A 12,928-nucleotide genomic window follows, 5' to 3' on the forward strand; every position below is an offset into this window, starting at 1 on the left:
TCCGATCCCGCCGCCTGTTCGGAAGGGCCGGTCTGCGTGCTGTTCGGTTCATGGTCCACGCATCCAGCCTACTGCCGCCGGCAGTCACCGGGGCACTCGTCCGCAGCGGGACGCCGGGAGGGGAACGGCGGAGGAACCCTGCAGGGGACACCCCACGGCGAAAGGTAGCATGGGCAGGTGACGCAGACCTCCGTTCGGCCTGACGCGGCCGGTTCCGCCAGTACACCGGATTCCCCCGCCGAACCCGGGGGCCACGGCCTCGAAGGGCACGGCTGGATCCGCCGCCCATCGGAAGCCTTCACTGCCGGGGAACTGACGCGGCGCCTGATCGGGGGCATCCGTAGCTGGCGCAACTACCCGCCGTCGCTCAGGCTTTGGTTCTGGCTGGTGCCGGCGCTGACCGCTTTGGTGGGCGGGATCCTGCGGTTTGCCCGCCTGGAGGTGCCGGGGAGCCTGGTCTTCGACGAAACGTACTACGTCAAGGACGCCTACTCGTACCTTATCAGCGGCTACGAGCGGAGCTGGCCGGAGAAAGCGAACGACTCCTTCAACGCGGGAAATCCCGGGGTGCTGCTGGCGTCGCCCGAATATGTGGTCCACCCGCCCGTGGGCAAGTGGATGATTGCCGGCGGCATGTGGCTCTTCGGTCCGGACAATCCTCTGGGCTGGAGGTTTTCGGCGGCACTGGCAGGCACCATATCCATTGCCCTCGTTGCCCTGATCGCCCAAAAGCTGTTTGGTTCCTTGATCCTGGGTGCCGCAGCAGGTCTCCTGCTCGCCGTCGACGGCCATCACCTCGTCATGTCCCGGACATCGCTGCTCGACATCTTCCTCATGTTCTGGATCCTGGCCGCGTTCGGTGCGCTGCTGATGGACCGCGATGATGGCCGCCGGCGCCTGGCCGTTCGGCTGGCACGGCTCGCGGCCGATTCCCCAACAGGCCAGCCGTCCCACCTTCAGCTGCTGTCCGGGCCCTGGCTGGGGGTCCGCTGGTGGCGCATCCTCGCAGGCGTCTGCCTGGGCCTTGCCGTGGGCACCAAGTGGTCGGCGCTCTTCTTCGTCGCCGGTTTCGGCCTTCTGACAGTGTTTTGGGATCTAAGCGCCCGCCGTACCGCAGGCATCCGGGGCTGGATCAGCGCCGGCATCCTGAAGGACGGCATCGTGGCGTTTCTCAGCATCGTCCCCGTGGCGGCCCTGACGTACGTCGCCACCTGGGCAGGATGGTTCAGGTCAACGGATGCCTATTACCGGCAATGGGCCACGACGAATCCGAGTGTGGACTGGGGCTGGCTGCCGGACACCGTGCGCTCATTGGCGCACTACCACCTCGAGGCGTATAAGTTCCATCAGGGGCTGAGTTCTGAGCACCCGTACGAGGCCAGCGCGTGGAGCTGGCTGGTCATGGGCAGGCCAACATCCTTCTACTACGAATCCCCCAAGCAGGGCACAGCCGGCTGCGACGTCAGCAGCTGCACCTCTGCGATCCTGTCCGTGGGGAACCCGCTGATCTGGTGGGGAGCCACGATCTCCCTGGTGGTGCTGCTGTTCTGGTGGGCGGGGCGCAGGGACTGGCGTGCAGGCGCCGTGCTCGCTGCGGTGGGTTCCGGCTACCTCCCATGGTTCCTGTACCCGGAACGCACGATGTTCTTCTTCTACGCGGTGTCCTTCGAACCGTTCCTCATCCTGGCCCTCGTGTATGGCCTGGGCCTGGTCCTGGGGCGCAGGACAGACCCGCTGTGGCGCCGGCGGTCAGGCCTGTACGGGATAGTCCTCTTTCTTGTGGGAGCTGTGCTGCTCTCCGCCTTCTTCTATCCGGTGTGGACCGCCGAGGTCATCCCCTACCAGGACTGGCGTGTCAGGATGTGGATGCCTTCCTGGATCTGAGGCCCGGCAGCAGCCGTGTTCCACAGCGAGCCTGGTTCCACACGTCAGGAGCGAGCCTGATTCCACACGGTCAGGGGCGCGGAAGCCTCAAAGCCGGACGGACCGGTCCTCGCCGACTTCGGCGCCAGACTCCGCTTGGGCGCCGGACTCCGCTTCCGCGCCGCCGCCCGTGCGGGACTTCTTGGCCCGCTTCGGCAGGCCGCGGCGGCGCCGGGTGGGCCACGTCAGAATCAGGGTGACCAGCGCAGTCAGCAGGACGAGCCCCGCGATGGCAATGCCCGCGTCGATCCAGAACTGCCCCGGGAACAACCGGATGAGCGTATCTTCCAGGGCAAAGGTCCATGTACCGCTGGCGAAGAAGATCCGGTGGAACTCGGTAAAGAACTGTTCCCAGCCGAGCAGCGCCAGCCCGGCAAGTGCGGAGATGAGCGTGAGTGTCACGATGGAGCCGGCGAACAAGCCTCGCCTGACACCGCCGGAGCTGCGGCGGCGCAGGTAGATAATGACGGCGATGCTCAGCAGGACCAGGAGTGCGCCTGCGCCGAAGGCGGACAGAATCACAACCTTGACATCGGCCATGTGGCTGACTTCGCCGTCCTGGAAGAGTTTCTCCCCGTTGCGGTTGACGAGCTCGCCCAGGTACCGAGGTCCTGACCAGTTGCTGAGGTAGTCCACGGCGTAGGATCCGTAGGTCATGCGGTCGTCGGAGTTGAAGCCGTAGCCGTCACCGGGGAAGCCCGGCCGGTGGTACTCGACCCAGAGGAAGAGCGGGCTGGTGACGGCGCGCACTGCCAGGACCAGGAGGATGACGGGGTAGAAAACGGCGAGTACAACCTGCATGAAGCGCGGCAAGACAGGCTTTGCATTCGCCGCCTGCTCGCGCTCCGCGTTCCGGCGTTCCACGTCCTCGCGCGGCGGGCGGATCTGAAGGGCCGACGTCGGGAGCTGCTCACTGTAGTGGGCCCCCGGGGCAGCACCGGATGGCGGCGCGCCGGCGTCCGGCGGCAGGTCGGATGGACCGTTAGCGGCGGCGGCCTCCGCGGCCTTGCGGTCGGCCCTGCTTCCGGCCTGGACCCGGCCGGCAGGTTCGCCGTCGGCCGGCTCCCCGATGCCCGGGCTCCGGTGTGCTGCGCCGTCATCCGCCGCTGAACGGTTGGCTGCGGCACCGTGGGAAGGGGCGTCCTCCGTGAAGCTGGTCGCGGGGGAAGCCGTCATCCACTCGAACGCAGGCTCATTGGAGTCGTGGGCAGGATCAAGCACCGGTTCGTCGGCTTCCCGCTGCGGATCGAGCCGTCTGGACGGGATCGAAGTATTGTCGTTCACTGCAGCTTCACTTCCGTAGGCGTCCGCGCTCCAGGCCGGTGCCAGGCAGCGCTGTATATCTCCTGAAGAGCCTACCGTCCGCTCCTCTGGCACGGCGAGATGAAACCCGCGCCGCCGGAATCATGCGGCTATTTCGTTATAACCCTTGCGGGGTTCCAGAGCATTGACGCTGTGGTGTGCGGCCATTGATCTGCGACAAATGGCGCGCGGCTGCTACCGCTTGGCGTACTGCGCCCAGGGGATATTCCAGTCGCCGTAGCCCTCCAGCGGTTCGACCGGCGGCGCACCGGTGTTCAGTGTCTGCACAACATCCCCGCTCTTCATGTTGTTGAAGAACCAGGCGGCATCGGCGGGCAGCAGGCCAACACAGCCGTGGGAGACGTTGTACTTGCCCACGGCACCCCAGGCGGACTGCAGGGCCTGGTGAACGTAGACGCCGGAGGACGTCAGCCTGTTGGCATACTCAACCGTGAGGGGCGGGTAGTATCCCTTGTCCCCCGGTTTGAGGCCGATGCTTCCGGCGTTGAACTTGGAGCGGCGTTCCTGCTCCATGATCACCGCGTAGCCGGTGGGTGAGAGCCATTCGGCATCACCCAGTGTGACGGGGGCGGTCTTGACGAGCTTGCCGTCGAAATAGACCTTCATGGTCTTCGTCGTGTCATCCACCACGGCCAGACGCTGGGGTCCTACCTTGAACTGCACCTTGGCGTTGAAATTGCCGATCATGCTGTTGCCGAAATCGACGCCAAACAGCTTCATGTCCACAGTGACCTGGCTGTTGGAGGCCCAGAACTTCTCGGGACGGATGCGCACACGCTGGTCTGTGTACCAGTGCCACGCCACAGGCTGTTTCGAGGAGACTGAGATCTTTACGGCTTTCTCCACCGCCGCCTTGTTCGCCACGGGTTCGCTGAAGACGATCTCGATGGGCTGCCCGGAGCCGACCGTGGAGCCGTTCTCAGGGTAGACGGCAGCGTCGGCCTCGTTGGCGCTTTCGACAGTGGTGAACGTCTGCGCCTTCTTGGTCTCCCGGCCGGCTTCGTCAACGATCGTATAGCTGTAGTTGTAGACCGAGTTGAACAGGAGCGGATCCAGCGCGGTCCAGGTGCTGCCGTCGGCGCTCATGCTGCCCTTGACCGGCGCGCCGCCCGCCGCCGGTGCCAGGACGACGTCCTTGAGCTTGCCGTTGACCGCCTTGACGGACGGTGCCACTGCGGGATTGACGCCTTTTGCGCCGTCGGTGGGGGTCACGCCCAGCTCCACGGCCTTCACCACCGGGGCTGCGAGGCCGGGCTCGTTGCGGACCGGCGTAGCGGCCTCGGATTCCGGAGCGGGGTTGGCCCATCCCGGCGCGGTGGCAACACCGAATCCGCCGGCGGCAACCGCCGTGCAAACTGCCGCGACCGCAAGGATCTTGCCGATCTTGCGGCTGCTCTTTTCCGTCATGACTGGTTCTCCATGTTCCCCGCCGGGCCGCCAACAGGCGTCCGTCCGTGTGCCCAGCAGAAACGCTGACCAGTCAATTTTATCGCACGCCTCGGCGCCCCCGGTCCGAGCGGCCCGGGGCGGGGGCCGCCGGGAGCCCATTTTCCGGTCTCCCGGCGTGCGTTCGAGCCTGGTACAGCGTCCAGCCTAGTACCGCGTTCGGGCCTAGTACCGGTAATGCTCCGGCTTGTACGGCCCTGCCACATCCATGTCGAGGTAGTCAGCCTGGTCCTTGGACAGTTCGGTCAGTTCCACACCGAGGGCATCCAGGTGCAGGCGTGCCACTTTCTCGTCCAGGATCTTCGGCAGGACGTAAACCTGGTTGTCGTACTCCCGCTCACCCTCGGGCTGGTCCTTCTTGGTGAACAGCTCGATCTGGGCAATTGTCTGGTTGGCGAAGGAGTTGCTCATGACGAAGGACGGGTGGCCCGTGGCGTTGCCAAGGTTCAGCAGCCGGCCCTCGGAGAGCACGATGATGGACCGCGGTCCGGAGCCGTCGGCGGAGTCGTCCGCGAAGACCCATTCGTGGACCTGCGGCTTGATCTCGACCTTGCGGATGCCGGGAACGCGGGCAAGGCCGGCCATGTCGATCTCGTTGTCGAAGTGGCCGATGTTGCCCACGATGGCCTTGTTCTTCATGCCGACCATGTGCTCGGCCATGATGACGTCCTTATTGCCCGTGGTGGTGATGAAGATATCGCCCTGGGCGAGCACGGACTCAAGTTTCGCCACCTGGTAGCCATCCATGGCCGCCTGCAGCGCACAGATGGGGTCGATTTCGGTCACGATCACGCGGGCGCCCTGGCCGCGGAGCGCTTCGGCTGCACCCTTCCCGACGTCTCCATAGCCGCAGACCACGGCCACTTTTCCTCCGATGAGGACGTCAGTGGCCCGGTTGAGGCCGTCCGGCAGGGAGTGGCGGATCCCGTACTTGTTGTCGAACTTGCTCTTGGTCACGGAGTCGTTGACGTTGATGGCCGGGAAGAGGAGCTTGCCCTGTTCCGCCAGCTGGTAGAGGCGGTGCACGCCAGTTGTGGTCTCTTCGCTGACGCCGTGGATACCGGCGGCGAGGCGTGTCCACTTCTTCGGGTCCTCGGCCAGCGTCCGGCGCAGCAGGTCCAGCACGATGACGTGCTCCTCGGGGTCATTCTCCGCTGCAGCCGGAACGGCGCCGGCTGCCTCAAATTCGACGCCGCGGTGCACCAGCAGCGTGGCGTCGCCGCCGTCGTCGAGAATCATGTTGGGGCCAAGCTCCGGATTGGTGTCCGCGCCCGGCCATGTAAGGATCTGCTCGGCCGTCCACCAGTATTCTTCGAGGGTTTCGCCCTTCCAGGCAAAGACGGGAACACCCTGGGGATCGTCGACCGTTCCGGCACCCACCACCACGGCGGCCGCGGCTTCATCCTGCGTGGAGAAGATGTTGCAGGATGCCCAGCGGACCTCAGCGCCGAGGGCTGTGAGGGTTTCGATGAGCACGGCAGTCTGCACCGTCATGTGCAGACTGCCGGCGATGCGTGCGCCCTTCAGCGGCTGGCTGGGGCCGAATTCCTTGCGGAGCGACATGAGGCCCGGCATCTCGTGCTCGGCGAGGCGGATCTGGTGGCGCCCGGCCTCCGCGAGGGAGATGTCGGCAACCTTGTAATCGAGGGTCATAGGAGTCCTTTGCTGTATCCGGCGTCTTGCCTTCTGCGGTGCGGGCTGGGGTCTAGGCTGTTGAGGCGTCCGGAGCTGCCGGGCTGGAAGATTCGGTGCTGATCGTTTCCGTGCCGGACGTTTCCCGGCTGGACGTTCCCCGGCTGCCCAGACCGGCATCGTGCTGGTCTGACCGGGCGGCGTTCGCGGCTGCCAGCAGTTCAGGGGGAAGGAGCAGCGGAATTCCGTCCTCGATCGCATAGCGCAGCTTCTCGCCGCCGGCCCCCGCGGCGGTGGACACCAGTTCTTCGCCCTCCTGGATCAGGGCCGAGCCGGTGACGGGGCACCTCAGGACGGACAGCAGTTCAGGACTGATCTTTGGCATGATGGATGCTCCCTGGGTGGGCGAACGCGCGCCATGGCGGACAGATTTGCAGCTTCCAGCCTACCGCCAGTTGGCCTCAGGACGGCTCGCGCAGGACTCGGAGGTGCCCGCGGCGTGTGCCTTCAGTTCCGGCCGGCGCCTCCAGCGCGGCGTGGGAGCCGCGCTGCCCCTGCTGCGTTGCTGATGCTGCGGGCCGGGCGGCCGCCTCGCGGACTGCGTCGGCGAGGGCGAGAAGATCGTCGGGTCCAGGCTGCTGAGGCTGGGACGGCATAGCAAGGCGCAGGACTTCCCAGCCCCGCGGAACGGTGAGCGAGTCGGCATGCTGCTCGCAAAGGTCGTAGCAGTGCGGCTCGGCATACGTGGCCAGCGGTCCCAGCACGGCCGTTGAATCGGCGTAGACGTACGTCAAAGTGGCCACCGCTGACTGGCGGCAGGCTGACCTGGAACATTGACGGATAGCACCCACGACATCACAGACTACTCCGGATGGCGCAGGATTTCCGACAATGACGGCACCCACGGATCCGTCAGTGCGGCCCGGCGGGGCTTATCTCGCGCAAATGATCCGGCGGGTCTAGAGTCTGTATATGCAGTCATCGCACCAAGATTCGGGTTTTACGGTCCGGTTGGCTGACCCCGAGGCTCCCCAGGATGCCGCCGGCTCGGCCGCCAGGCGGAGCTTTGCACAACGACGCCGCAACCGCCACGGACGCGGTCTTCGCGGGGAACTCATGTTGCCAACGCTTCCGGCGTACCGGACACGCTCGGACCGGTTCGACGAGCTCGTCATGGACTCCGCGCAGCGGCTCCACGATATCTGGGGCAAGCCTCTCGACGGCGTGCGTTTTGCCGTGGATGAAATCCCGCCAAACCTGGAGCAGCTGGTAGCAGACGGCTCGCCTCCGCCGATGGGCTGCTACACGCCCGCCACGGAGGATGAGGGACCGATGATCACGCTGTACCGCCGCGTTGTCGAGCAGGGGTGCCCGGTCAAGGAGGAACTTCAGGACCTGGTGCATGACGTGGTGGTCGAACACACCGCGGAAATGCTCGGCGTAGCTCCGGAGACCCTGGACCCCGTCTACCGCCGGCGCTACTGACCGCAGCCGGGCAGCAGGCCTAGTACCCCAGTGTTACCGGGACTTTTTGCTGCCCCTCTGCGCCCGGCGTGATCGCGACGGTTGAGACGTCGTTCCTCCCGTCCCGTTCAAGGAGCACCGTGCCGTAGGCGGCGCCGCCGGCCGCCGAAACCAGGTATCCGACCACGGACGACTTTTCGATCTGGTCCGGCACTTTCAGTGAAGTGGTGGTTCCGCCGGCGATGTCCGCGGTGGCCGCCGGCCGGACCTGGCCGTCGGCCGTGATGGGTGTGTACGAGATGATGGCACGGTCTGCAAGCGCTCCAAACACCAGGAACCGTTCACCCTCGGCGGGGACCGGAACCACGTGCTGGCTGCCGAGCCTGCCGGTTGACGGCGCCCAGGAGAAGTCCGTACTTTCGGCGGCCTTCAGTCCGCGGGTGACGCGGGCGGCGGCAACGATTGTCACATCCGCGCTTGCGGAGACCGTGTACTGCCCGGCAGGGACTCCGGTTAGCGGAACCTCCGTCACGGCGCCGGCCTTGGCCGTGACCACACCGCCGCCGGGCAGCGCCTTCTGGCCGCCGCGGCCGAAGAGCCTGACTTCCACCACGGCGTCCACGGGACCGGGGACGGTGATGTGCAGGGAGGGTGCGGCGTCGCCGAAGCCGCGGGTTCCGGTGAGATCCGCCAGGCCGGCAGCGTCCTGAATGTCCACACCGGTCATGACCTGGAGGGCGGAGGGGGCCGTTCCCGGGGCAATGAAGTCAACTCCCCCGGGGGTCAGGCCGCGAAGCGCACTCTGCTGGATGAACGCGCTCACGGGGCCGCCGGTGCTGCGGGCGTGGATACTCAGCCGTTCCTGGCCGGGGGCAAGACCCGCGAGCACGATGGACCGTGTTGTTCCCGGCCCAACCAGGAGCCCGCGGCTGCCGGGTGCCTTGATCTGGCCGTCCTTGCCGAACAGTTCGAGGTTGACCGTGGCGGGAGTGGTCGAAGCGTTGGTCAGATGCAGGACGCTGCTGCGGCCAACTGCCGTGTTTGCGCCTGTCAGCCAAAGGTCATTGAGCGGTGCCTGGCACGCTGCAGCGGCCGAGCCCTGCAGGTCGCCGTCGGTTGCGGAGTAGGTCATTACTCCGGCCGCAGCTGCCTGCCGGTTTCCGAGGGCGTCGGCGCTCAGGACGCTGACGTCCTTAACCGGATGTTGCGCGACGACGCCTGCCAGCTGGGCTGAGGCGCCGGGCGGGGCCGATGCGGTGCCCGGATCCTTGGCAATACTGACGAGTTCGGAACCGTCCAGCGCTGAGAGCCTGCTGCCCGGAAGGAGTGCCCCCGCCGCGCCGACTACAGCTGCGGAGACCGCGCTCCTGGCCGTGGCGGACTCGGGGCTGAACTGCGGGTCCGTTCCCACGGGTGTCCCTTCGAGCAGCTTCGCCGGGCCGGGGCACACATCTTGGCTCATGCCTGCCGGGACGGACGCCAGGGGAACCTCGAGTTCCCGGCCGCCGGACGGCTGCGGGGCGAACGATGCCGCCGCTACCAGCCCGCCCCCGGCGACAACGATCGCTGCCGCCGACAGCAGACCAGTCAAAGTTCCGCGGCGGCGTGCATCCCCGCCGCCCCTCTTCATTACTGTGGACTTGTTTACCGGGGTGGACCCGGCCTTTTTTGCGGGTTTCGGCGGTGCGCCCCTGCGGGCAGCAGATGCCGGGCGGAACGCGGGTGCGGACGCCGGCGCCGCCGGGGTGCCGCCGTCGTTCTCTTCCTTATGCATTCTGGTATTCCTTACGCAGCGAGCCTTCATCCCTGGACAGCCCGGTGTTGGGGCGCCGCGCGGGCATGGGAAGCGCCAGCAGGGCGGTCAGGCCGATCACAGTTGCCTGGCCGATGCCGGTCCAGAGGGCCCACGGGTTGTCGTAGCGGACCGTGACGTGGCCGGCCTGCGGAGGCAGCGTAAAGGCCTGTGACCAGCCGGAGGCGGTGGACGTCAGCTTTCGCCCGTCCAGCCAGGCCGTCCATCCCGGATCCGCGCGTTCCGCGAGGACCAGCAGCCTTCCCTCGGGCCCCTTCGGCACGGCGGTATCCACGCCCGTCAGCCCGGAGGGAAGCAGGTTGGTGGTCTGGCCCTTGGCATCGACGATGCGGGCGCGGTGTGCGACGTCGGCGGGCTGGAGGACCTGGTCGTTCAACGGACTGACACGCCAGAGCCAGCCAGAGTCCGTCGGGCCAACGGCCACGAGGCCCGGAACGGCGTCCATCCGGCTTGCGGTCAGCTGGGCCGCGGTGTCCGTGGACCGGAGGACCACGAATCCCACGCCCAGCCGCTCCAGCTCCGGCCGCGGGTCGACGCCATGGGCGGCGACCACCGTTGCGACAGTGGTGCGAAGGGCGGCCGTCACCTGATCATCCTCGCGCACGGACTCTTCACCCGGGAGGCCCCGGATATCGCGTGCCGAGGCGATGGCGGAGAGCGCATCAAGCGTTGTCCCCCCGCCCCTCATCAGCGAGGCAGAGTAGGTCTCGTTCGCGCCGATGCTGATCAGCAGGGTGCGCGTCTGCTCCGGCCCCTCGCCCCGGTCGATCGCTGTGGCCGGCAAGGTACGCGGATCAGTGGCAGCCACCATTCGGGAGGTACCGAGACCCTGCGATTCCTGCGGGTTCTGTGAGGTCTGCGGATCCTGCGGGGCCTGCGCTTCGGGCTGGACAACGTTCTGGGCAGTCCAGGCGGCGAGCCCGGCCAGAGGCCCTGCCAGCAGGAGAGCTGTGGCAAGCGCGGCCGTGACACGGGCAAGGGCACGCGCCCTGTTCCGCGATGACGCCCCAGCGCTTGGAGCAGCAGCCCCGGCGAGGTCCAGCAGGCGTTCGCCGCCGATCAGTGCAGCGCCGAGCAGCGCGAAGATCGCGGCGGATACAGCGGCGCCAGGGAATGGCGCGACCAGCTCCTCGGTGCTGGCGCCGGTGGCCACGTGCCCGGCGAGCCAGCCGCCGGCGAGCGCGATGAGGGCGGCCACCCACAGGGCGCGGGCAACGAGGGTACGCCGGGAGGGAAGAAACAGCGCGGCCACGGCCAGCCCCAGCACCGGGGCCCCGATCAGAAGGGCGAGCAGCAGTGCCCACGGCACAGGGCCACCGGCGAAGGGTGCCAGCCCGGACAGCCCGCCGGTAACGTCAAAGCTGAGCGGCTGGCCAAGCACCTGCTGCCACAGCGGCGCGGCGTGGAAGCCCAAGGGCAGCCCCGGATCCGCCAACAGGGCGCGCGGGCGTTCCAGCGTCGACACGGCGACGGGGATGAAAAGCGCGGCACTCGGCAGGAGGGCCCACCACAGGGTGCGCCCCCTCCGCCTGAGCGCGAAGCCGGCAAGGATAATGACGACGGCGGCCGGCACCAGCAGCGCAGGTGCCGCAGCGGTGACCACGGCGAGCGCCAGCCCGGCGGCGGCTGCCGCCGTCCATGAGGGGGTCCCGTTGACGCCCGGCTTCACCGGAGGCTTCTCCGCGAAACGCCCTTCGGACAGTGCGGGCAGGGCAAAACGTCCGCGTCCGATGGCCGTCCCCGTGGCACGCAGCAGCGCCAGGACGAGGAGGGGCATCATGAGGTGGGCAAGGAGTGCTCCGATGCGTCCTTGGTTCAGCGCCACTTGGAGGGCGGGCGCTCCTGCCCATACGAGTGCTGCTGCCAGCCGGAGCCTGCGGCGGGACGTCAGCGCCCCGGCGGCGAACCAGGCGGCGAGGCCGGAGAGCGGCATGGCCAGGAGGAGCAGCCAGACAACAGCACCGTTGGCGTTTCCGCCGCCCAGCAGGCCCAAGACCCAGAGGACATAGCCGAACGGATCGCCATGGCCGGGAAGCCCTGCTCCCAGCCCGATCCACCAGTTGGATGCACGGTGCCAAATATCCTCCAGGCTGGCGGAGACCGGCAGGAGTGCGCCGCCGGCCACGGCGTCGGCGCTGAAGAGCCCTGCCAGACCCGCGAAGGAAGCGGCGCACGCAATCATCACTGCCGCGAGTGCTCCATTGCCCACCCAGCCCCGTTCGTTGGTGGAGAGGGCAGCGAAGTCATCGGTCGAGTCACCGCTGGGCTGTTCCGCCAGGGCGTCGCTGCCGTTTTCCTCCGCCCGGGTGTCGTCCGCACCGAGGGCCTCCATCAGCGAGCGGCGGTGGCTCCAGACTTCACGGCGGTCAGTCTGCAGGGCATTGACCACTGAACGCCGGACCCGGCGCGTTCGTGCTGCACTCCGCCGGCCCCGGTAGATTGCCGCCGGCCGGCCGAGCGCCGCCGCCGTCGCCAGGAGTTGGGAAAACCCATGGCCCGGGTCCTTGACGGCGATGCTGAACACCAGCTTGAAGATACTGCCCAGAATTGCTGCGACTGCATGCACCGGGACCAGCCACAGGGGTGCGTGCTTGAGCCGGAGGTGAACCTGTGCCCGCCGCGCCGCGGCGGCGTTGCCCAGGGCATGGGGCCGATGGGACACGTGGAACATCCTGGCGCTGGGGACCACCACCACCCGGTTACCGGCGAGGCGGTTGCGCCAGCAGAAGTCGACGTCGTCCCCGGTTCCGGGAAGGGCGGGATCGAACCCCTTTAGGAGTTCCCAAACATCGCGCCTCACAAGCATGCCTGCCGAGTTGACGGCGAAGGTGTCAGAGCGTCCGTCGTACTGGCCCTGGTCCAGCTCATCGGCCTCGATCAGGGTAAGGCGTTCTGCCCAGCGGCTCGTCGACAGGCCGACGTCGATGAGCCGGCGTTTCGCATCCCAGTCCAGCTGCTTGCAGCCGGCCACTGTCACGGACGGGGCGCGTTCAACGGCGTGCAGCAGCTCCGCCAGGGCTTCGGGTGCGGGCGCGGCGTCATCGTGCAGCAGCCAGATCCACTCCGAGGCTGCCTCCGGCGATTCCGGATTCCACGGCGCCAAGGCGGCAAGCCCGGCACTGACGGCAAAGCCCATTCCGGCTTTACCGGCTCCGACGCCGGTGACGTTGCCCGGACCGAGCGCACGCTCAAGAAGGGCAGCGGAATTGTCATATGACCCGGTATCAACCCCGATTGCCGCATCCGGCTGCCGGGTCTGGCCCGCCAGCGCCGCCAAGGTCCTGGGGAGATATTCACTGCCGTTGTGGGCGACCACAACCGCAGTGA

Annotated in this window: 9 protein-coding genes; 2 read left to right on the plus strand and 7 right to left on the minus strand. The window is 67.4% G+C overall.

The window, feature by feature from the left end; genetic code table 11:
• Window positions 1-177: 177 nt before the first annotated feature.
• Window positions 178-1,884 carry a dolichyl-phosphate-mannose--protein mannosyltransferase gene (locus ACIP90_RS07195; protein ID WP_400578087.1) on the plus strand — a complete coding sequence of 569 codons (1,707 nt, stop codon included), beginning with the start codon at window positions 178-180 and terminating at the stop codon, window positions 1,882-1,884.
• Between the two features lie 87 nt (window positions 1,885-1,971).
• On the opposite strand, the gene ACIP90_RS07200 is transcribed toward ACIP90_RS07195, so the two are convergent.
• The 5 genes from ACIP90_RS07200 to ACIP90_RS07220 all read right to left on the minus strand — a co-directional run bounded on the left by ACIP90_RS07200 (window position 1,972) and on the right by ACIP90_RS07220 (window position 7,175).
• Window positions 1,972-3,207 carry a TIGR01906 family membrane protein gene (locus ACIP90_RS07200; RefSeq protein WP_400578088.1) on the minus strand — a complete coding sequence of 412 codons (1,236 nt, stop codon included), beginning with the start codon at window positions 3,205-3,207 and terminating at the stop codon, window positions 1,972-1,974.
• A gap of 213 nt (window positions 3,208-3,420) precedes the next feature.
• Window positions 3,421-4,653, minus strand: a complete 1,233-nt coding sequence (locus ACIP90_RS07205) for an Ig-like domain-containing protein (protein WP_400578090.1) — start codon at window positions 4,651-4,653, stop codon at window positions 3,421-3,423.
• A gap of 204 nt (window positions 4,654-4,857) precedes the next feature.
• Window positions 4,858-6,345 (minus strand): adenosylhomocysteinase, encoded by a 1,488-nt coding sequence (gene ahcY / locus ACIP90_RS07210; RefSeq protein WP_400578092.1) that lies wholly within the window; start codon window positions 6,343-6,345, stop codon window positions 4,858-4,860.
• Window positions 6,346-6,397: 52 nt separating this feature from the next.
• Window positions 6,398-6,709: a Trm112 family protein gene (locus ACIP90_RS07215; protein ID WP_400578094.1), complete on the minus strand. Its 312-nt coding sequence runs from the start codon at window positions 6,707-6,709 to the stop codon at window positions 6,398-6,400.
• Window positions 6,710-6,785: 76 nt separating this feature from the next.
• Window positions 6,786-7,175 carry a DUF3499 domain-containing protein gene (locus ACIP90_RS07220; protein ID WP_400578096.1) on the minus strand — a complete coding sequence of 130 codons (390 nt, stop codon included), beginning with the start codon at window positions 7,173-7,175 and terminating at the stop codon, window positions 6,786-6,788.
• A 121-nt stretch (window positions 7,176-7,296) separates the two neighbouring features.
• Between ACIP90_RS07220 and ACIP90_RS07225 the strand changes: the two genes are divergently transcribed.
• Complete coding sequence (locus ACIP90_RS07225) at window positions 7,297-7,809, plus strand: metallopeptidase family protein (protein WP_400578098.1); 513 nt, start codon at window positions 7,297-7,299, stop codon at window positions 7,807-7,809.
• Between the two features lie 19 nt (window positions 7,810-7,828).
• Here ACIP90_RS07225 and ACIP90_RS07230 read toward each other — a convergent pair whose 3' ends face one another.
• Window positions 7,829-9,562, minus strand: coding sequence for a DUF5719 family protein (locus ACIP90_RS07230; protein ID WP_400578100.1), 1,734 nt, complete (start codon window positions 9,560-9,562; stop codon window positions 7,829-7,831).
• The gene (locus tag ACIP90_RS07235; protein ID WP_400578102.1) at window positions 9,555-12,917 is read right to left on the minus strand and encodes a glycosyltransferase; all 3,363 of its coding nucleotides are present in this window, start codon (window positions 12,915-12,917) and stop codon (window positions 9,555-9,557) included. The genes ACIP90_RS07230 and ACIP90_RS07235 overlap by 8 nt, the downstream gene beginning before the upstream one ends.
• Window positions 12,918-12,928: the final 11 nt, after the last annotated feature.

Source organism: Arthrobacter sp. NPDC093139, from assembly GCF_044754165.1.
In the GTDB taxonomy this organism is placed as follows: Bacteria; Actinomycetota; Actinomycetes; order Actinomycetales; family Micrococcaceae; genus Arthrobacter.